Annotated in this window: 18 protein-coding genes; 5 read left to right on the top strand and 13 right to left on the bottom strand. The window is 70.0% G+C overall.

The window, feature by feature from the left end; translation table 11 throughout:
• Window positions 1–2 precede the first annotated feature (2 nt).
• Genes AACG61_RS18935 through paaN form a run of 3 tightly spaced genes read right to left on the bottom strand, consistent with a single transcriptional unit; the run spans window position 3 to window position 3,723 of the window.
• Window positions 3–875 carry a branched-chain amino acid ABC transporter permease gene (locus AACG61_RS18935; RefSeq protein ID WP_411840312.1) on the bottom strand — a complete coding sequence of 291 codons (873 nt, stop codon included), beginning with the start codon at window positions 873–875 and terminating at the stop codon, window positions 3–5.
• Between the two features lie 51 nt (window positions 876–926).
• The gene (locus AACG61_RS18930) at window positions 927–2,078 is read right to left on the bottom strand and encodes an ABC transporter substrate-binding protein (RefSeq protein WP_411840311.1); all 1,152 of its coding nucleotides are present in this window, start codon (window positions 2,076–2,078) and stop codon (window positions 927–929) included.
• Window positions 2,079–2,103: 25 nt separating this feature from the next.
• Window positions 2,104–3,723, bottom strand: coding sequence for a phenylacetic acid degradation protein PaaN (gene paaN / locus AACG61_RS18925; RefSeq protein WP_411840310.1), 1,620 nt, complete (start codon window positions 3,721–3,723; stop codon window positions 2,104–2,106).
• 144 nt (window positions 3,724–3,867) lie between these two features.
• Here paaN and paaG point away from each other — a divergent pair, with 144 nt between their 5' ends.
• The 4 genes from paaG to AACG61_RS18905 all read left to right on the top strand — a co-directional run bounded on the left by paaG (window position 3,868) and on the right by AACG61_RS18905 (window position 7,115).
• Window positions 3,868–4,656, top strand: coding sequence for a 2-(1,2-epoxy-1,2-dihydrophenyl)acetyl-CoA isomerase PaaG (gene paaG, locus AACG61_RS18920; RefSeq protein WP_411840309.1), 789 nt, complete (start codon window positions 3,868–3,870; stop codon window positions 4,654–4,656).
• A gap of 1 nt (window position 4,657) precedes the next feature.
• Window positions 4,658–5,083, top strand: coding sequence for a hydroxyphenylacetyl-CoA thioesterase PaaI (gene paaI / locus AACG61_RS18915; protein WP_411840308.1), 426 nt, complete (start codon window positions 4,658–4,660; stop codon window positions 5,081–5,083).
• A 31-nt stretch (window positions 5,084–5,114) separates the two neighbouring features.
• A complete protein-coding gene (paaK, locus tag AACG61_RS18910) occupies window positions 5,115–6,428 on the top strand; it encodes a phenylacetate--CoA ligase PaaK (RefSeq protein ID WP_411840307.1) in 1,314 nt (437 codons plus the stop codon).
• Window positions 6,429–6,515: 87 nt separating this feature from the next.
• Window positions 6,516–7,115 carry a TetR/AcrR family transcriptional regulator gene (locus tag AACG61_RS18905; protein WP_411840306.1) on the top strand — a complete coding sequence of 200 codons (600 nt, stop codon included), beginning with the start codon at window positions 6,516–6,518 and terminating at the stop codon, window positions 7,113–7,115.
• Here the strand turns inward: AACG61_RS18905 and AACG61_RS18900 are convergent.
• The 10 genes from AACG61_RS18900 to AACG61_RS18855 form a co-directional block, all read right to left on the bottom strand.
• Window positions 7,099–7,713, bottom strand: coding sequence for a transferase hexapeptide repeat family protein (locus AACG61_RS18900; protein WP_411840305.1), 615 nt, complete (start codon window positions 7,711–7,713; stop codon window positions 7,099–7,101). The genes AACG61_RS18905 and AACG61_RS18900 overlap by 17 nt on opposite strands.
• Window positions 7,710–9,773: a phenylacetic acid degradation bifunctional protein PaaZ gene (gene paaZ, locus AACG61_RS18895; protein WP_411840304.1), complete on the bottom strand. Its 2,064-nt coding sequence runs from the start codon at window positions 9,771–9,773 to the stop codon at window positions 7,710–7,712. The genes AACG61_RS18900 and paaZ overlap by 4 nt, the downstream gene beginning before the upstream one ends.
• A 16-nt stretch (window positions 9,774–9,789) precedes the next feature.
• Window positions 9,790–10,539, bottom strand: coding sequence for a Phenylacetic acid catabolic protein (locus tag AACG61_RS18890; protein WP_411840303.1), 750 nt, complete (start codon window positions 10,537–10,539; stop codon window positions 9,790–9,792).
• On the bottom strand, window positions 10,529–11,605 hold the full coding sequence (gene paaE, locus AACG61_RS18885; RefSeq protein ID WP_411840302.1) for a 1,2-phenylacetyl-CoA epoxidase subunit PaaE: 1,077 nt from the start codon (window positions 11,603–11,605) through the stop codon (window positions 10,529–10,531). The genes AACG61_RS18890 and paaE overlap by 11 nt, the downstream gene beginning before the upstream one ends.
• A gap of 10 nt (window positions 11,606–11,615) precedes the next feature.
• Window positions 11,616–12,152: a 1,2-phenylacetyl-CoA epoxidase subunit PaaD gene (gene paaD, locus AACG61_RS18880; protein WP_411840301.1), complete on the bottom strand. Its 537-nt coding sequence runs from the start codon at window positions 12,150–12,152 to the stop codon at window positions 11,616–11,618.
• Window positions 12,149–12,979, bottom strand: a complete 831-nt coding sequence (gene paaC, locus AACG61_RS18875) for a 1,2-phenylacetyl-CoA epoxidase subunit PaaC (protein ID WP_411840300.1) — start codon at window positions 12,977–12,979, stop codon at window positions 12,149–12,151. Before paaC ends, paaD begins: the two co-directional genes overlap by 4 nt.
• Window positions 12,980–12,999: 20 nt before the next feature.
• The gene (paaB, locus tag AACG61_RS18870; RefSeq protein WP_411840299.1) at window positions 13,000–13,284 is read right to left on the bottom strand and encodes a 1,2-phenylacetyl-CoA epoxidase subunit PaaB; all 285 of its coding nucleotides are present in this window, start codon (window positions 13,282–13,284) and stop codon (window positions 13,000–13,002) included.
• Window positions 13,285–13,336: 52 nt separating this feature from the next.
• A complete protein-coding gene (gene paaA, locus AACG61_RS18865) occupies window positions 13,337–14,323 on the bottom strand; it encodes a 1,2-phenylacetyl-CoA epoxidase subunit PaaA (protein ID WP_411840298.1) in 987 nt (328 codons plus the stop codon).
• Between the two features lie 15 nt (window positions 14,324–14,338).
• The gene (pcaF, locus tag AACG61_RS18860; protein WP_411840297.1) at window positions 14,339–15,544 is read right to left on the bottom strand and encodes a 3-oxoadipyl-CoA thiolase; all 1,206 of its coding nucleotides are present in this window, start codon (window positions 15,542–15,544) and stop codon (window positions 14,339–14,341) included.
• A gap of 137 nt (window positions 15,545–15,681) precedes the next feature.
• Window positions 15,682–16,500 carry a PaaX family transcriptional regulator C-terminal domain-containing protein gene (locus AACG61_RS18855; RefSeq protein ID WP_411840296.1) on the bottom strand — a complete coding sequence of 273 codons (819 nt, stop codon included), beginning with the start codon at window positions 16,498–16,500 and terminating at the stop codon, window positions 15,682–15,684.
• A gap of 277 nt (window positions 16,501–16,777) precedes the next feature.
• Here AACG61_RS18855 and AACG61_RS18850 point away from each other — a divergent pair, with 277 nt between their 5' ends.
• The gene (locus tag AACG61_RS18850; RefSeq protein ID WP_411840295.1) at window positions 16,778–17,845 is read left to right on the top strand and encodes an ABC transporter ATP-binding protein; all 1,068 of its coding nucleotides are present in this window, start codon (window positions 16,778–16,780) and stop codon (window positions 17,843–17,845) included.
• The last annotated feature ends 11 nt before the right edge of the window (window positions 17,846–17,856 follow it).

Raw genomic sequence — 17,856 nt, 5'->3', positions numbered from 1 at the left:
CGTCACACCCGATCCGTGGATTTGCGGCCGAAGAGGCCCTGTGGCATCAGGAACAGCACCGCCAGGATGACCACGAAGGCCGCCGCGTCCTTGTAGGTCGAGGACAGGTAGCCCGCCGTCAGCGCCTCGATCAGGCCGATGGAGAAGCCGCCGACCAGCGCGCCCTTGGGGTTGCCCATGCCGCCCAGCATCGCACCCGCGAACCCCTTCAGCGCGAAGGCGATGCCGACATTGTAGGCGGTCAGCGTGATGGGCGTGGCCAGCACGCCCGCCAGCGCCCCGATGCCCGCCGACAGCGCGAAGGACAGCGTCATCACGAAATTCGTGTTGATCCCCACCAGCTGCGCGGCCAGCCGGTTGTTCGACGTGGCCAGCACCGCGCGCCCCAGAAGGGTGCGCGTGAAGAACAGCCACAGCGCGATGAAGACCGCGACCGCGCCGCCGATGACCCACAGGCTCTGCGGCAGGATCGTGGCGCCCGCGACGCGGATCGGCGCATCGCCCGAAAACGCCGGAAAGCTGTGGATCTGCTTGCCGAAGACGATCTGCGCCGCGCCCTGGATGAAGATCGACGCGCCGATGGTGATGATGATCAGCGACACGACCGGCGCACCGCGGGCAGGCTCGACCGCCAGCTTGTTCATCGCGACGCCCAGGGCCGCGCTGAGCCCGATGGCCAGGATCGCCGCCAGCGGCAGCGGCAGGCCCGCGGCATGGGCCGCGAAGGTGATCATGCCGCCCAGCATGACGAATTCGCCTTGGGCAAAGTTCACCACGTCGGAGGCGTTGTAGATGATCGTGAAGCCCAGGGCGACCAGCGCATAGACCGCGCCGACCGTCACCCCCGAGAACAGGAATTGCAGCAGTTCCGACATGGGACCTCCGGCGGTTGGGATGGGCCCCGGCGGGTGCCGGGGCCTCGGGGATCACTCGACCGTGGTCCAGGCGCCGTCCCGGATCTCCAGCATCCGGAAGGCCGACAGGTCCAGGCCCAGGTGATCCTCGGGCGTGAAGCTGTAGGTGCCGGTGGTGCCGACCAGGCCGGTCGTCGCCTCGATCGCGTCGCGGATGGCCTGCGGCTCGGTCGACCCCGCCCGTACGATGGCGTCGGTCAGGATCAGGAAGGCGTCATGGGCATAGCCGCCGAAGGTGCTGACCGGGGTGCCGGTCGCCTCCTCGAAGGCGGTCTTGTAGGCCACCGCCACCTCGCGCTGCGCGTCCCCTTCGGGCAGGATGTCGGCCACCAGCAGCGCGGTGCCGGGCAGGCGCACCCCTTCGGCCGCATCCGCGCCCGCCAGGTCGATGAACCCGTTCGAGGCCACGCCATGCGACTGATAGAACGGGATCTCCAGGCCCAGCTGGGCATAGTTGCGCGTCACGATGGACGGCCCCTGCCCGAAGCCCGGATTGACCAGCGCCTCGACCCCTTCGGTGTTGCGGATCTTGGTCAGCTGCGCGGTCATGTCGGCATCGGTGGGGTTGTAGCTTTCGTCCGCGACCAGGGTCAGGCCGTAATCGCCGATCACCTCCTTGCACTGCGCCTGCATGGAGGCGCCGAACCCGTCCGTCCCCGAGATCATCGCGACCTTGGTGAAGCCGCGCGCCTGGATGTCCTCGAAGATCTTCTGGCAGGCCATGCGGTCGGTATGGGGCGTCTTGAAGGTGAAGGGCCGCACCGGGTCGATGATCTCGATGGCGCCCGCCAGAGAGATGAAGGGGATCTCGGCATCCTCTGCGACCGACAGGATCGACATGGTGGCACCCGTGGTGGTGCCGCCGATGATCGCCACGACCTCGTCATCCTCGATCAGGCGGGTGGCGAAGGTGCGCGCCTTGTTCGGATCGCCGCCATCGTCGTAATGGATCAGCGTGACCTCCTCGCCGTTGATGCCGCCCTTGGCGTTCAGGTCCTCGACCAGCATCTCCAGGGTCTTGACCTGCGGGTCGCCCAGGAACGCAGCCGGCCCGGTGGCCGAGAGGCTGGCCCCGATGCGGATCTCGGCCAAGGCCGGGGTGGTCAGGGCAAGGACGGTCAGGCCGGGGGCCATGAGGGTCGCAATCGCGGTGGTGGTCTTCATCCGGGTCTCCTCCCAAAGACGGTGTTCAGGCAATCTGGCGCCGCCACATCGCGCGGGTGAAGCGCGGGACGACGAAGGCCGGGTCGGTCAGGCAGGCATTGCCCGCCGGATTCGCCCCGGTGACGTGGAAATCGCTGAAGGCGGCGGACTGGTTGACGTAGATCGCGCCGGTCAGGTTGATCGACAGGTTGACGCCGGCCCGCGCGAAGGCCGGGATGGCGCGGGCGATGCGCGCCTCGTCGGTGTCGTAGAGCGCGGCCGTGATCGCGCCCTGCTCGCGCGCCAGCGCGGTCGCGCGCTCCAGCGCGGTTTCGGCATCGGCGCAGGGCAGCAGGAACGCCACCGGGCCGAAGCATTCGCGCTGCGCCACCGGATCATCGCCTTCGGCCGCCAGCAGCATGGGCCGCCCGTCGCGGATCACCCGCGCGCCCTGGCGCAGCGCCTCCATCCGCGCGGCCGTGGCGGGGTTCGCGACCGCGCCCAGCACGCCCGCCGCCCGCGCCGGATCGTCCAGCAGCCGGTCCAGCGCATCCGCCAGCCCCCGCCCGACCTCATCGGGCGTCCGGTGCCCCAGATCGCTGTCGATGCCGCCCGCGGGCACCAGGATCGTCTGTGGCGCGGTGCACATCTGCCCCGAATAGAGCGCCAGCGAAAAGGCCAGGTTGTCGCACATTTCCACGAAGTCGGGCGCGCCCAGGATGGTCACGGTGTTCACCCCGGCCTCTTCGGTGAACAGCCGCGCCTGACGCGCGTTCGCGCGCAGCCAGCCGCCGAATTCCGTGCCGCCGGTATAGTCGATGATCCGCACCGCCGGGTCGGTGGCCAGCGCCTGCGTCACCGGCGCCTCCGCCGTGTCGGCGGCCAGCAGGATCGCGTCCGCGGGCAGGCCCGCCTCGGCGAAGACCGCGCGCAGGACCTGCACGGTCAGGGCCAGCGGCAGGATGGCGCGGGGATGCGGCTTGACGATGACCGGGTTGCCGGTCGCCAGGCTGGCGAAAATGCCGGGATAGCTGTTCCAGGTCGGGAAGGTGTTGCAGCCGATGGTCAGCGCCACGCCCAGGGGCACCAGCGTCCAGTGCTTTTCCAGGCGCAGGGCCACAGCCTTGCCCTGCGGCTTCTCCCAGACCGCCTGCGCGGGAAAGCGCGTCATCTCCTCCCAGGCCAGGGCCACCGCCTCCAGCGCGCGGTCTTGGGCATGTGGGCCGCCCGCCTGAAAGGCCATCGCGAAGGCCTGCCCGGTCGTGTGCTGCGTCGCATGGCCGATCAGGAAGGACCGCGCGTTCAGCCGCAGCAGCGCCTCGATCAGCGCGCCGATCCGGGCCTGGGGCGTGGCCTCGGCCAGGGCCTTCGCCGCGCCCTGGGCCGCGGCGATCAGCGCCGCGGGATCGGCCGTCGGATAGGTGATGTCCAGCGCGCCGCCGAAGGGCGACACCTCGGCCCCCGCGCGGCCCGTCTCCGGGTGGCCGGGCAGCGCAAAGGGTCGGCCCTTCAGCGCGTCGAAGGCGGCCTGCCCCGCCGCACGCGAGCCGGCGCCATAGATCGTCTCACTGGGGGTTTCGGCGAAGGGCGCCCAGAAGCCTCGATCGGCCAGCGCCTTGCGCGCATCCTGCAGCAGCGCCTGATGGCGGTCAAAGAACGTGGTCATGGTCCCCTCCGTCGCGGCTGTCGCCAGCCTCCTCCCGACAGCGTTTATCATTGACCGACCGGTCGGTCTATGCAACAAGTTTTTGCGGAGGAGCCGTATCTTTTTGATTGTTGCGCAAAAGGGTGCGGAAACAGGGGGAATCACATGACCGACACCGTGCTGGTCGATCTGGCCGATGGGGTGCTGACGCTGGTGCTGAACCGGCCCGACAGGCTGAACGCCTTCACCGAAGAGATGCACCTGGCCCTGCGCGCGGGCGTGCAGCGCGCCCATGACGACAATGCGGTGCGCGCCGTCCTGCTGACCGGCGCGGGGCGCGGCTTCTGCGCGGGTCAGGATCTGGGCGACCGCGACCCCAGGAAGGGCGGCCCCGCCCCCGATCTGGGCCACACGCTGGAGACGCTCTATAACCCCACGCTGCGGCTGATCCGCGCGCTGGAAAAGCCGGTCGTCTGCGCGGTGAACGGGGTCGCGGCGGGCGCGGGCGCAAACATCGCGCTGGCCTGCGATATCGTGCTGGCAGCGCAGTCGGCGCGGTTCATCCAGGCCTTCGCGAAGATCGGCCTGGTGCCCGACGCGGGCGGCAGCTGGTCCCTGCCGCATCTGCTGGGCGAGGCGCGCGCCAAGGCGCTGGCCCTGACCGCCGAGCCCCTGCCCGCCCCGCAGGCCGCCGAATGGGGGCTGATCTGGAAGGCCGTGCCCGACGACGCGCTGATGGATGAGGCCCGTGCGCTGGCGCGGTCGCTGGCGGCGGGTCCGACGCGCGGGCTGGGCCTGACCAAGCGGCTGATCCAGGCCGCCGCGACCAACAGCCTTGACGAACAGCTGGACCTGGAGCGCGATGCGCAGCGCGTGGCCGGCCGCAGCGCCGATTACGCCGAGGGGGTCGCGGCCTTCCTGGACAAGCGGCCCGCGGTCTTTCGGGGGAAATGAGATGACCGACGACGATCTGGCGCGCGCCTGCGCCACCGCGATGTGGGCCGAGGATCTGGCCTCGCAGCGCCTCGGGATGGTGCTGGAGGATGTGGGGCCGGGCCGCGCGGTCCTGTCCATGACCATCACCGACGACATGGTGAACGGGCATGGCAGCGCGCATGGCGGCTTCATCTTCACGCTGGCCGACAGCGCCTTCGCCTTTGCCTGCAACACCGTCGATCAGCGCAGCGTCGGACAGCAGGCCTCGATCACCTATCTGGCCCCCGCCCGCGCGGGCGACCGCCTGACCGCCACCGCCGTGGAACGCGCCCGCCCCGGCCGCAGCGGCCTCTACGACGTGACCGTCACCGGCCCGGACGGCGGCCTGATCGCCGAGTTCCGCGGCCATTCCCGCACCGTCAAGGGCCGCATCCTTGCCGACTGATCCGCCATCTCTGGGAGGAGACATGGACCACATGACCGCACCGACCGCCATCCTCGACCCGATCGAGACCGCCTCGCGCGACGAGATCGCGGCCCTTCAACTCGGCCGCATGAAGCGCTCGCTGGATCATGCCTATCGGAATTCGGCCTTCTACCGGGCGCGGTTCGAGGACCACGGCGTGCATCCGGACGACCTGCAGACGCTGGCCGATCTGGCGAAGTTCCCCTTCACCGTGAAGCAGGACCTGCGCGACACCTATCCCTTCGGCATGTTCGCGGTGCCGCGCGAAAAGCTGGTCCGCATCCACGGCTCGTCCGGCACCACGGGCAAGCCCACCGTCGTGGGCTATACCGCCGCCGACATCGACCATTGGGCGAACCTGGTCGCGCGCTCAATCCGGGCGGCGGGGGGGCGGCCGGGCGACATGCTGCACAACGCCTATGGCTACGGGCTGTTCACCGGCGGCATCGGCGCGCATTACGGCGCCGAACGGCTTGGCTGCACCGTGGTGCCCATGTCGGGCGGCATGACCGAGCGGCAGGTCACGCTGATCAACGACTTCCGCCCGCGCATCATCATGGTCACGCCCAGCTACATGCTGTCGATCCTGGACGAGTTCCGCCGCCAGGGCCTGGACCCGCGCGCCAGCAGCCTTCAGATCGGCATCTTCGGGGCCGAGCCCTGGACCAACGCCATGCGCGCCGAGATCGAGGAGGCCTTCGACATGCAGGCCGTCGACATCTATGGCCTGTCCGAGGTGATGGGCCCCGGCGTCGCCCAGGAATGCGTCGAGACCAAGGACGGGCTGCATGTCTGGGAGGATCACTTCTATCCCGAGATCATCGACCCGGTGACCGGCGCGGTCCTGCCCGACGGGCAGATGGGAGAGCTGGTCTTCACCACGCTGACCAAGGAGGGGCTGCCCATGGTCCGCTATCGCACGCGCGACCTGACGCGGCTGCTGCCCGGCACCGCGCGCGCCATGCGGCGGATCGAGAAGATCACCGGGCGCTCCGACGACATGATCATCCTGCGCGGCGTCAACGTCTTTCCGACCCAGATCGAGGAGCAGATCCTGAAATGCCCCGGCCTCGCGCCGCATTTCCAGATCGAGCTGACCCGGTCGGGCCGCATGGACGCCATGACCGTGCACGTCGAATGCACCCCCGACCGGGCCGTGCCCGAGGCCCGCGACGCATCGGCGCGCGAGCTGGCGCATCGGATCAAGTCGGTGGTCGGCATTTCGACCCGCGTCCTGGTCGGCGATCCGGGCGGCATCGCCCGATCCGAGGGCAAGGCCAGGCGCGTCATCGACAACCGCCCGAAAGAGGCAAGCGGCGGATGACAGCGGCGCCTTCGGGCCCTACATCGCACCGGAAGGCCGCCGGGCCTTCCGACTGCCGCCGACCCCATCCGAAGACGAAAGACCCCCATGGCCCGCACCCGCGCCCAAGATTTCGAAGAGAAGCAACGCATCATCCTGGACGCGGCGGCCCGGGTCTTTGCCGAACAGGGCATGGAGAAGGCCTCCATGGCGCAGGTCGCCGCCCGCGCGCAGGTGTCCAAGGCCCTGCTCTATCACTACTATCCCGGCAAGGACGCGCTGATCTTCGCGATCATCACCACCCATCTGGAGGAGCTGGACGCGGCCATCGACGCGGCCGACGATGCCGCCCTGCCCCCGGACCAGCGGCTGCGCCGGCTGGTCGGTGCGGTGCTGGAAAGCTATCGCGGCGCGGACGATCAGCACAAGGTGCAGCTGAACGCCACCGCCGCCCTGTCCGACGACCAGAAGGCCGCCATCACCGCGCTGGAGCGCGGCATCGTCCGGCGGTTCTCGGTCGTGCTGGACCAGATCAATCCCGACCTGAACGACCGCGAGCGGCCGCTGCTGATGCCCGTCACCATGTCGCTGTTCGGGATGATGAACTGGGTCTACATGTGGTTCCGGGATGGCGGCCGCATCTCGCGCGACGACTATGCCGACGTGGCCACCACGCTGATCCTGGAGGGCATCAAGTCGGTGCGCTGAGCCGCCGCTGGATCAGCAGCGGGTCGTATTCCGGCGCCTCGGCGCGGCGGCGGTCCGGCTCGGGCGCGTCCAGCGCGGTGGTGGGGGTCAGCCGGTCGCGCGCTTCCAGCGCCAGGCGCTGATAGATCGCGGTGCCGCGGGTCTTCCAGTCGATCTCCTCCGCGCTCAGCATCCGCACGACGCGCGCGGGCGATCCGACCGCCAGCGCGCCGTCGGGGATTTGGGCGCCCGCCTTGACGAAGGCCATGGCCGCGACGATCGCATTCGCGCCGATCCGCGCCTCGTCCATGACGACCGCGTTCATGCCGATCATGGCGTTCCGCCCGACATGACAGCCGTGCAGCACCGCGCCGTGACCCACATGGCCGCCCTCCTCCACCACGATATCCTTGCCGGGAAAGGAATGGACCACGCAGGTCTCCTGCACATTGCAGCCGCGTTCCAGCACGATCCGCCCGAAATCGCCGCGCAGCACCGCGCCGGGGCCGACATAGACCCCCGCCCCCACGATCACGTCGCCGATCACCGTCGCGTCGGGATGCACGAAGGCCGCGGGGTCGATGACCGGGCGGATGCCGTCCCAGGCCCAGAGGCTCATTCGGCGGCCACCTGCGCGGCGGGCCAGGTCTTGGCGACCATGGTCAGCACGTCATATTGCGCGGCGACGGTGCCGTCCTGCTTGGTGACCTGACAATCCCACCGGACCTCGCCGTGATCGGCATTGGCGCGGGGGTTGATCTCCTTGCAGGTCAGACGAACCTGCAGCGTGTCGCCGAAATAGACTGGCGACAGGAAGCGCATGTTGTCCACGCCGTAATTGGCCAGCACCGGGCCGGGCGCCGGATCGACGAACAGCCCCGCAGCAAAGGACGCGATCAGATAGCCATGTGCCACACGGTCGTCGAAGAACGGGTTCGCCCGGGCCGCGGCGGCGTCCATATGCGCATAGAAGGTATCGCCGGTGAAATGGGCGAAATGCTCGACATCCGCCTCGGTGACGGGCCGGGCGGCGGTGACCAGCTGGTCGCCGATGCGCAGCTCGGCCAGCGACTTGCGGAAGGGATGGGTGCCGGTCCGCGCGGGCGCGCCCTCGGACCAGCGGCCCGTCACCGCGGCCAGAAGGCCGGGCGCGCCCTGCACCGCGGTGCGCTGCATGTAGTGCTTCACGCCGCGCATGCCGCCCAGCTCCTCGCCGCCGCCGGCGCGGCCCGGCCCGCCATGGACCAGCCCCGCCAGGGGCGAGCCGTGCCCGGTCGAGGACCTGGCAGACGCGCGGTTCCCGATCATCACCCGGCCGTGGAAGGGGGCCAGGCCCAGCACCATCGCCTCGGCCACCCGCGCATCGTCGGTGAAAACCGACGAGACCAGCGACCCCTTGCCCATCGCGGCCAGCGTGACGGCCTGATCGACCCCCTCATAGGGCATCAGGGTCGCCACCGGGCCGAAGGCCTCGCAATCATGCACCGCCGCGGCGGCCGTCGGATCGTCCGCGCGCAGCAGCACCGGCGCGAGGAAGGCCCCGGCCTCCAGGCCCGCCGGCACGGCGTCGGGATCACCCGCGACGATGCGGGCCACGGCCTGCAATTCGCGGATGCGGGCGCGGACCTCCTCGCGCTGCTCCAGGCTGGCCAGGGGACCCATGCGCGTGCCCTCCGCCGCGGGCAGGCCCATGGTCGCGCCCGCAAGCTGCGCGGCCAGCGCCTCCTGCACCGCATCGATATGAGCCTCGGGCACCATCACGCGGCGGATCGCGGTGCATTTCTGCCCCGCCTTGGAGGTCATCTCGCGCGCGACCTCCTTCACGAACAGATCGAATTCCGGCGTCCCCGGCCCCGCATCCGGCCCCAGGATCGAGGCGTTCAGGCTGTCGGCCTCCATCGTGAAGCGGGTCGAATTCTCCACGATCGCGTCATGCGTCCGCAGCCTGCGCCCCGTCGCCGCCGATCCGGTGAAGGTCACCACGTCCTGCCCCGTGACATGATCCAGCAGATCGCCCACCGACCCGCAGATCAGCTGCAGCGCGCCCGCGGGCAGGATGCCGGTGTCATGGATCGCGCGGACGACCAGCTCGGTCAGATAGGCGGTCTGGGAGGCGGGCTTGACGATGCAGGGCATCCCCGCCAGCAGCGCGGGCGCGATCTTCTCCAGCATGCCCCAGACCGGGAAGTTGTAGGCGTTGATATGGACCGCGACCCCCTGCAGCGGCGTCAGGATGTGCTGGGCCGAAAAGCTGTGGTCCTTGGACAGCGGTTCCAGGTCGCCGTCGGTCAGCACCCGCGTGTTGGGCAGTTCCCGCCGCCCCTTGGAGGCATAGGTCAGCATGGTGCCGATGCCGCCCTCGATATCGACCCAGCCATCGGCGCGGGTGGCGCCGGTGCGATGGCTTTCGGCGTAGAACGCCTCCTTGCGGGCCATCAGCGCCAGGCCGAGCGCCTTGAGCATGGCCGCGCGGTCGTGAAACGACATCGCCCGCAGCGCGGACCCGCCGGTGCGGCGACCCCACTCCAGCGCGGCCGCCATGTCGATGCCGGTCGCGTCGACATGTGCGACCAGCGTGCCGGTCGCGGCGTCCAGCAGGGGGGCGCCCTCGCGGTCGCCGGGGGTCCAGCGCCCGCGGATCAGGCTTTCGAGGCGGCGGGGTGCAGCGGTCGTGCTCATCGGTCTTCCTTGGTCGTCAAAGGCCCAGTCCGGCCAGTTTCGCGGCGGCCAGCGTCCGCCATTCGGCGCAGAGCGCCTCGTTCGTGCGATGGCGCAGGCCCATCGCCGCCAGCCGGTCGAAGCGGTCCGAACCCGCCACGCCAAAGCCCGCCGCCACGCGCCCCATCCAGTAATCGACGCTGGCGCGCACCCCCTCGGGGTCGCTCTGGACCAGCCGCGCCAGCCCGTTCAGGCCCAGCTGGGCATGGCGCGCCTCGCGCGGGGCGATCTGGCGGAACGTGTCGGCCAGCGGGCTGTAGGACAGTCGCGTCAGCTCGGTCATCTGCACGCCCGTGGCCAGGCCCTGCAGCACGTTCATCACCACCGCATCGGTCCAGCCCGTCAGCGGATGGTGAAAGACCGACAGCCGCATGTCGCCCGACTGCCGCGCCTGACGCGGATCGGCATCGCGCGGCAGGCGGGCGGCCCAGTCATGCTGGCGCTGATAGCGGGCGGTGTCGGTGCCGAAATCGGCCATCACGGCCAGCACGCGTTCCGCGTGATCGGCCTTTTCCAGCGTGATCCGGCAGGCAGCGATGCGTTCGGTGATGCCGGGTGCCGCGTTGATGACGCCCGCGAAGCCCGCCGATGCGGCCAGTTCGCTGTCCACGAACGACCCCATCAGCCGCAGCAGCTCGCCGCGATAGCGGGCGGGCACGTTGCCGGGCGCGGTCAGCCGGCCGCCCTGCGCCAGATAGTCCTCCAGCGCCATCGCGTCATTCGTCATAGCTGACCACCACCCGCTCGCTGACCGGGAAGGCCTGGCAGGACAGGACATAGCCCGCCCGCACCTCGTAGTCCTCCAGCGCGTGGTTCACGGCCATCTCGACCTCGCCCTCCAGCACCTTGCAGCGGCAGGTGGAACAGACGCCCGCCTTGCAGGAATAGGGCGCGTCCAGGTTCGCCGACAGGGCCGCGTCCAGGATGGACTGCCCCTGCCGCGGCATCTCGAAATGCCGCACCGTACCGTCCAGCATCACGCTGGCCTGCGTACCGGCCCCCGGCGCCACCGCCTGCGCGGAGACGGCGGGCGCGCGGGCGCGGCCCGGCTGGCCGCTGGCGAACAGTTCGAACTTGATCTGCGCGTCGTCCAGGCCGTGGTCGCGCAGGCTGGCGGCGATGGCCAGCATCATCGGCTCGGGACCGCAGATGAAGGCCATGTCCACGGATTTCGGGTCGATCCAGGCCCGGAACAGGTCGTCCATCTTCCGCGCGTCGATGCGCCCGGTGAACAGGTCGATCTCCTGCCCCTCCTGCTCCAGCACATGGATCACCGACAGGCGGCCCAGATGGAGGTTCTTCAGGTCCTCCAGCTCCTCGCGGAACATGATCGAGCTGATCTGGCGGTTGGCATAGACCAGCGTGAAGCGCGACCGCGGCTCGCGCGCCAGCACCGTCTTGATGATCGACAAGAGCGGCGTGATCCCCGATCCGCCCGCAAAGCCCAGATAGTGCCGCGCCGCCCCGGCCTCCAGCGCGGTGAAGAAGCGGCCCATCGGCGGCATCGCCTCGATCAGCTCGCCCGGCGCCAGGTTCTCGTTGGCCCAGGTCGAGAAGGCCCCGCCATCGACGCGCTTGATGCCCACGCGCAGGCAGCCCTCGTCCAGACCCGCGCAGATGGAGTAGCTGCGGCGCAGCTCCTCTCCGTCGAAATCGCGGCGGAAGGTCAGATATTGGCCTTGGGTGAAGTCGAACAGGGCCCGGTCCTCGGGGCGCGGGGCCAGGGTCACGACCACCGCGTCCCGCGTCTCGCGCCGGACCTCGGTGACCGTCAGGGGGTGGAAGCGGGCCATGGGGCGTTCCTCAGATGCATTTGAAATAGTCGAAGGGTTCCAGGCAGTCGGTGCAGCGCCAGCTGGCCTTGCAGGGGGTCGAGCCGGACTGGCTCAGCCGTTCGGTGGCGTTCGATCCGCAGCGCGGGCAGGCGACGGTCAGGTTCGATGCGCCCGCCAGCCGCGCGATGCGCCCGGCCAGCCGCCCGTCCGCCGCCGTCCCGTCGATGGGCGGCGCGATGCCATAGGCGCGCAGCTTCTCGCGGCCCTCGGGGGTGATCCAGTCGGTCGTCCATGGGGGCGACAGCCGGCGGCGCAGCTCCAGCCGCTCGATGCCGCGGGCGCGCAGCGCGGCATCGATGTCCAGGTTGATGACGCCGGTGGCGGGGCAGCCGGAATAGGTCGGCGTCACGGTCACCACCAGCGTCTCGCCCTCCCAGGCCACGTCGCGGATGATGCCCAGATCGGTCAGCGAGATCACCGGGATCTCCGGGTCCGGCACATGGGACAGCCAGTCCCAGATCTGGCCCGTATCGACTTGGCCCGTATCGACCGCCACCCGTGTCACCAGCGCGCACCGGGATAGGCGCGCTGCAGGAACTGCATCTGCGCCAGCAGATGGCCCAGATGCTCGCTGTGCACGCCGCGCTTGCCGCCGCCCATGCCGGTGGTGCCCTGCTGCCAGACATCGCCCGGATGGGTCAGGGTGGCCTCCTCCAGCACCTGCGCGACGGTGCGGTCCCAGGCCGGGCGCAGGCTGGACGGCAGGGGCATGACCCCGGCATCGGCCAAGCCGCGGTCATGGTCGTCATCGGTGAACATCTCTCCGGTGAAGGACCACAGCGCGGTCAGCGCCGCCTGCATCCGGTCATGGCTTTCCGCGCTGCCATCGCCAAGCCGCACCACCAGATCGGCCGAGCGTTCCAGATGATAGGCGGCCTCCTTCCAGGCTTTGGCCGCGATCTCGGCGATGCGCGGGTCGGTGGACGCCCGCGCCGCCTCCAACATCTCCAGATGAAAGGCGTCGAACAGGAACTGCCGCATCAGGGTGTGGCCGAAATCACCGTTCGGACGCTCGACCAGCAGCAGGTTGCGGAACGCGCCCGCGTCGCGCAGGAACGCCAGGTCGTCGGCGCCGCGGCCGCGGCCCTCGACCTCGGCGGCCAGGCCCAGCCACAGCCGGCACTGCCCGATCAGGTCCAGCGCCTGGTTGGCCAGCGCGATGTCCTCCTCCAGCGCGGGGCCGTGGCCGCACCATTCCGACAGGCGCTGCCCCAGGATCAGGGCGTTGTCGCCGGTCCTGAGAAGCCATTCGACCAGCGCGTCGCGGTTGGCCTCCTGCGGGGCGGGGTTGGGCGCACCGGCGGGGGCCAGGGTCTCGATCGCGGGGGTCATCACATCGGGCAGGGACGGCATCACATATGTCCGATCTCGGCGGGGATGTCGAAGAAGGTCGGATGGCGATAGACCTTGTCGTTCGCCGGATCGAACAGCGGCCCCTTCTCGGACGGGCTGGACGCGGTGATCGAACTGGACGGCACGACCCAGATCGACACGCCCTCGTTCCGGCGGGTATAGACGTCGCGCGCGTTGCGGATCGCCATCTCGGCGTCGGGGGCGTGCAGGCTGCCCACATGGCGGTGGTTCAGGCCGTGCTGGCCGCGGATGAAGACCTCCCAAAGGGGCCATTCGCTGGACATGGGTTCTCTCCCTCAGATCTGGCAGGCGGCGGGCGCGCGGCCCGCCGGAGATTTATTCGGCGGCGGTGCGGCGGGCGCGGGCCTTGTCGGCATGGGCCATCAGCCCCTCGCGGAACCAGGCCCCGTCCTCCCAGGCCTTGACGCGCGCGCCAAGCCGTTCGGCGTTGCAGGGCCCGTTGCCCGAGATCACGGCATAGAACTCGGACCAGTCCGGCTCGCTGAAGTCATGGCCGCCCTTCTCCTCGTTCCACGTCAGGTCCGGGTCGGGCACGGTCAGGCCCAGGTACTGGGCCTGCGGGACGGTCTGGTCGACGAACTTCTGGCGCAGCTCGTCATTGGTGTTCATCTTGATCTTCCAGGCCATCGACCGTTCGGAATGGACGGAATCCTTGTCCGAGGGCCCGAACATCATCAGCGCCGGATACCAGAACCGGTTCAGCGCATCCTGGGCCATGGCCTTCTGCTCGGGCGTGCCCGCGCACATCTTCATCATGATGTCGTAGCCCTGCCGCTGGTGGAAGGACTCCTCCTTGCAGATGCGGATCATCGCGCGTGAATAGGGGCCATAGCTGGTGCGCTGCAGCGGCACCTGGTTCATGATCGCGGCCCCGTCGACCAGCCAGCCCACCGCGCCCATGTCAGCCCAAGTCAGGGTCGGATAGTTGAAGATGCTGGAATATTTCATCTTTCCGGAATGCAGCGCCTCCAGCAGCTCGTCCCGGCTGACGCCGAGCGTCTCGGCCGCGGAATAGAGGTAGAGGCCGTGCCCCGCCTCGTCCTGGACCTTGGCCAAGAGGATCGCCTTGCGCTCCAGCGTGGGGGCGCGGGTGATCCAGTTGCCCTCGGGCAGCTGGCCCACGATCTCGCTATGGGCGTGCTGGCCGATCTGGCGGATCAGCGTCTTGCGATAGCCCTCGGGCATCCATTCCTTGGGCTCGATCTTCTCGCCCCGGTCGATGCGCTCCTGAAAGGCGCGTTCCTGATCCGACATCCCCTCGCGCGGGGCGCCGCCTTCGGTCGTGACAAGCTGGGCATACATGGCAAGCGTTCCTTCTCAGACCCGTTCGATGATGATGGCGATGCCCTGCCCCACGCCCACGCACATGGCGCAGAGCGCATAGCGGCCACCGCTGCGGTGCAGCTGATGCATGGCGGTCGTGACCAGACGCGCGCCCGACATCCCCAGGGGGTGCCCAAGCGCGATCGCGCCGCCATTGGGGTTCACATGGGCCGCGTCGTCCGGCAGGCCCAGATCGCGCAGCGTGGCCAGGGCCTGGGCGGCAAAGGCCTCGTTCAGCTCGATCACGTCCATCTGGTCCAGCGTCAGGCCCGCGCGGGCCAGGACCTTGCGCGCGGCGGGCGCGGGACCGATGCCCATGATGCGCGGCTCGACCCCCACGGCGGCCATGGCCACGATGCGGGCGCGGGGCGTCAGGCCCTGCGCGCGGGCGGCCTCGCCCGACAGGATCGCCAGCGCCGCCGCCCCGTCGTTCACGCCCGACGCATTGCCCGCCGTCACCGACAGGTCGGGGCCGTTTACGCCCTTCAGGCGGGCCAGCTGTTCGGCCGTGGTGCCGGGGCGCGGGTGTTCGTCGGTATCGACGACCAGCGGATCGCCCTTCTTCTGCGGGACATGGACCGGCACGATCTCGTCGGCAAAGACGCCCGCCTGCTGCGCCTCGGCCCACCGCGCCTGCGAGCGCGCGGCGAAGGCGTCCTGATCGGCGCGGCTGATGCCGTAATCGGCGGCGACGTTGTCGGCAGTCTGGGGCATGCTGTCCACGCCGAAGCGCGCCTTCATCGCCGGGTTCACGAAGCGCCAGCCGATGGTGGTGTCGAAGACCGCATTGGCGCGCGAGAACGCGCCCTCCGCCTTGGGCATCACGAAGGGCGCGCGGGTCATGCTCTCGACCCCGCCCGCGATGACGAAATCGCAATCGCCCGAGCGGATGGCGCGCGCGGCCATGCCGACCGCATCCATCCCCGAGCCGCAGAGGCGGTTCACCGTGGTGCCCGGCACGCCGACCGGCATCCCCGCCAGCAGCACGGCCATGCGGCCCACGTTGCGGTTGTCCTCTCCGGCCTGGTTGGCGCAGCCGAAGATCAGGTCATCCACCGCCGACCAGTCCACGCCCGGATTGCGCTCCATCAGCGCGCGCAGCGGCAGGGCCGCCAGATCGTCCGCGCGGATCTGCGCCAGGGCACCGCCATAGCGCCCGATGGGCGTGCGCACCGCGTCGCAGATGAAGGCGTCCTGCATGATCGTGATCCTCGACCCATTTCCCGCGGGACGGTCCATGCGCGCACGGATTCTCCCACCCCTCGGAACAGGGATAGCACCAAAACATTACACGTCAAACAGTTTTATTCGCGATGATGTAATGTTTTGACGGCGGCTCAGCGCAGCAGGGCGATCCTGCCCATGCTGTCCGGCGTCCGGGTCGGCAGAGGGCCTGTGGCATCCTGCAACTGGGCGATGCCCGCCTCGGCATCCGGGGTCAGACGCAGGTAGAGGTCGCGGAACAGCGCCCGCGCCCGCGCGCCGGACCAGTCGCCGGGCAGCAGGGCGGGCGGCAGGAACGGATCGCGCAGCACCGCCGCCCGATAGGCATGGACCAGCAGCAGCCGCAGCGTCAGCGCGTCGCCCGGCGCGGGATCGCCCGCCGCCACCGGACCCAGCCAGGCGATCATCCGGTCATAGCGTGCGGCGACGGCGTCCAGGTCCCAGAACGCGGCGATGCCCGGCACGTCCCGGTCGTCGCGCACCCGCATCACCACCCGCGCCCCGGGGGGCAGCGCGCCCCGGTCGGGCGCCAGCCAGCAGGCGCCGCCCACCGGGGCCAGGTGATGGGCGCGGCGCAGATCGTCGGGCACTTCGTCCAGCGCCAGCAGCAGCCAGCCCTGCGGCGGCGGCGCGGCGGCATAGAGCAGGGCGGTGGCGCGCCCGAACTCGGCCCGCGCGGCATCGGCCAGCCGATAGAAGCTGCGCCGCCCCTGCCGCTCTCCGCTGAGCCGACCCGACGCGACCAGCCGCGAGACCGCCGTGCGCACCTGGTTCTCTCCGAAGCCCACGCGGGCGCAGATGTCCAGAAGGCTGCCCATCCACAGCACCTCGCCGCGCGGCACGACCACGTCGCCGTAGACGGTGATGATGAAGCCGGGCGCGGTCAGCTCCAGCGCGCGGGCCAGCGCCAGGGGGCAAGGCGGGGTCTGCATGGGGCGTCCTTCCTGCGGGATGGGGCGGTTCTGCCGCATCCCGGCCCGCGCGACAACTGCCCGCGGCGCCGGACAGGACCGCGCCGCGATCCGCCGCCTGCGCGAAACGGGCAGGAACGAGCGGTTTAGCAAATTGATTTAGAACAATTTTAGCCTGACGGGGCCTGTCGGACAATGCTTGCGGTCGCCCGACCGCGCCGCTACCATCCGACGATCCGGGCGCAGGAGGATGCGCCAGGGACGGGAAGACGACGGGAAGACAAGGGGGGTCAGCCTTATGGGGGCGGTCAGTTTCCGAAAGCTGAACAAGAGCTACGGGTCGCTTCGGATCGTGAAGGACCTGGACCTCGAGATCGCGGATGGCGAATTCGTGGTGCTGGTCGGGCCGTCAGGCTGCGGCAAGTCGACGACGCTGCGGATGCTGGCGGGGCTGGAATCCATCACCTCGGGCGAGGTCCGCATCGGCGACACGGTCGTGAACGACCTGCAGCCGCGCCAGCGCGACATCGCGATGGTCTTTCAGGACTATGCGCTCTATCCGCACAAGACGGTGCGCGAGAACCTGGGCTTCAGCCTGAAGGTCCGCGGCGTGCCGCGTGCCGAGGCCGACCGGCTGATCGAGGAGGTGGCCGCGATGCTGGGCATCGGCCATCTGCTGGACCGCCGCCCCGGACAGCTGTCGGGCGGCCAGCGGCAGCGCGTGGCGATGGGGCGCGCGATCGTGCGCCGGCCGCAGGTCTTCCTGTTCGACGAGCCGCTGTCGAACCTGGATGCGCAGCTGCGCGGCCAGGTCCGCACCGAGATCAAGAAGCTGCACCAGGCGCTGCGCACCACCATCCTCTATGTCACCCATGACCAGGTCGAGGCGATGACCCTGGCCGACCGCATCGTCATCCTGCGCGGCGGCGTGATCGAACAGGTGGGCACCCCGGACCAGGTCTACAACAGCCCCGCCAGCGTGTTCGTCGGCGGCTTCATCGGCGCGCCCGCGATGAACTTCCTGCGCGGCCGGATCGAGGCCGGTCAGGCCCGCTGCGCGGACGGCGTCACGCTGGACCTGCGCCAGGTCGCGGGCGTCCCCGCCGAGGGGCAGGAGGTCATCATCGGCCTGCGCCCCGAGCACATCCGCGCCGGCCACGGGGCGGGCGTCGACTTTGCCGCCACGGTCCAGGTGGTCGAGCCCCTGGGCGCCGACACGCTGGCCCATGTGGGCATCGGCGACGCGGTGCTGACCGCGCGGCTGGACCCAAAGACCCATCCGCAGACCGGCAGCCGCATCGCGCTGAGCATCGCGCCCGGCGATCTGCATCTTTTCGACGCCCGGACCGAGCAGGCGCTGCGCTGAGCGCGGGCCGC

The organism is Paracoccus sp. ME4, from assembly GCF_046736325.1.
GTDB lineage: Bacteria > Pseudomonadota > Alphaproteobacteria > Rhodobacterales > Rhodobacteraceae > Paracoccus.
This window is presented reverse-complemented; position numbering and strand designations above follow the sequence as displayed.

What these genes read in the sequence shown, in the direction of transcription:
- AACG61_RS18935 (WP_411840312.1), bottom strand. Translation starts at nt 875, where the DNA reads ATGTCGGAACTGCTGCAATTCCTGTTCTCGGGGGTGACGGTCGGCGCG.
- AACG61_RS18930 (WP_411840311.1), bottom strand. Translation starts at nt 2,078, where the DNA reads ATGAAGACCACCACCGCGATTGCGACCCTCATGGCCCCCGGCCTGACC.
- paaN (WP_411840310.1), bottom strand. Translation starts at nt 3,723, where the DNA reads ATGACCACGTTCTTTGACCGCCATCAGGCGCTGCTGCAGGATGCGCGC.
- paaG (WP_411840309.1), top strand. Translation starts at nt 3,868, where the DNA reads ATGACCGACACCGTGCTGGTCGATCTGGCCGATGGGGTGCTGACGCTG.
- paaI (WP_411840308.1), top strand. Translation starts at nt 4,658, where the DNA reads ATGACCGACGACGATCTGGCGCGCGCCTGCGCCACCGCGATGTGGGCC.
- paaK (WP_411840307.1), top strand. Translation starts at nt 5,115, where the DNA reads ATGACCGCACCGACCGCCATCCTCGACCCGATCGAGACCGCCTCGCGC.
- AACG61_RS18905 (WP_411840306.1), top strand. Translation starts at nt 6,516, where the DNA reads ATGGCCCGCACCCGCGCCCAAGATTTCGAAGAGAAGCAACGCATCATC.
- AACG61_RS18900 (WP_411840305.1), bottom strand. Translation starts at nt 7,713, where the DNA reads ATGAGCCTCTGGGCCTGGGACGGCATCCGCCCGGTCATCGACCCCGCG.
- paaZ (WP_411840304.1), bottom strand. Translation starts at nt 9,773, where the DNA reads ATGAGCACGACCGCTGCACCCCGCCGCCTCGAAAGCCTGATCCGCGGG.
- AACG61_RS18890 (WP_411840303.1), bottom strand. Translation starts at nt 10,539, where the DNA reads ATGACGAATGACGCGATGGCGCTGGAGGACTATCTGGCGCAGGGCGGC.
- paaE (WP_411840302.1), bottom strand. Translation starts at nt 11,605, where the DNA reads ATGGCCCGCTTCCACCCCCTGACGGTCACCGAGGTCCGGCGCGAGACG.
- paaC (WP_411840300.1), bottom strand. Translation starts at nt 12,979, where the DNA reads ATGACCCCCGCGATCGAGACCCTGGCCCCCGCCGGTGCGCCCAACCCC.
- paaB (WP_411840299.1), bottom strand. Translation starts at nt 13,284, where the DNA reads ATGTCCAGCGAATGGCCCCTTTGGGAGGTCTTCATCCGCGGCCAGCAC.
- paaA (WP_411840298.1), bottom strand. Translation starts at nt 14,323, where the DNA reads ATGTATGCCCAGCTTGTCACGACCGAAGGCGGCGCCCCGCGCGAGGGG.
- pcaF (WP_411840297.1), bottom strand. Translation starts at nt 15,544, where the DNA reads ATGCAGGACGCCTTCATCTGCGACGCGGTGCGCACGCCCATCGGGCGC.
- AACG61_RS18855 (WP_411840296.1), bottom strand. Translation starts at nt 16,500, where the DNA reads ATGCAGACCCCGCCTTGCCCCCTGGCGCTGGCCCGCGCGCTGGAGCTG.
- AACG61_RS18850 (WP_411840295.1), top strand. Translation starts at nt 16,778, where the DNA reads ATGGGGGCGGTCAGTTTCCGAAAGCTGAACAAGAGCTACGGGTCGCTT.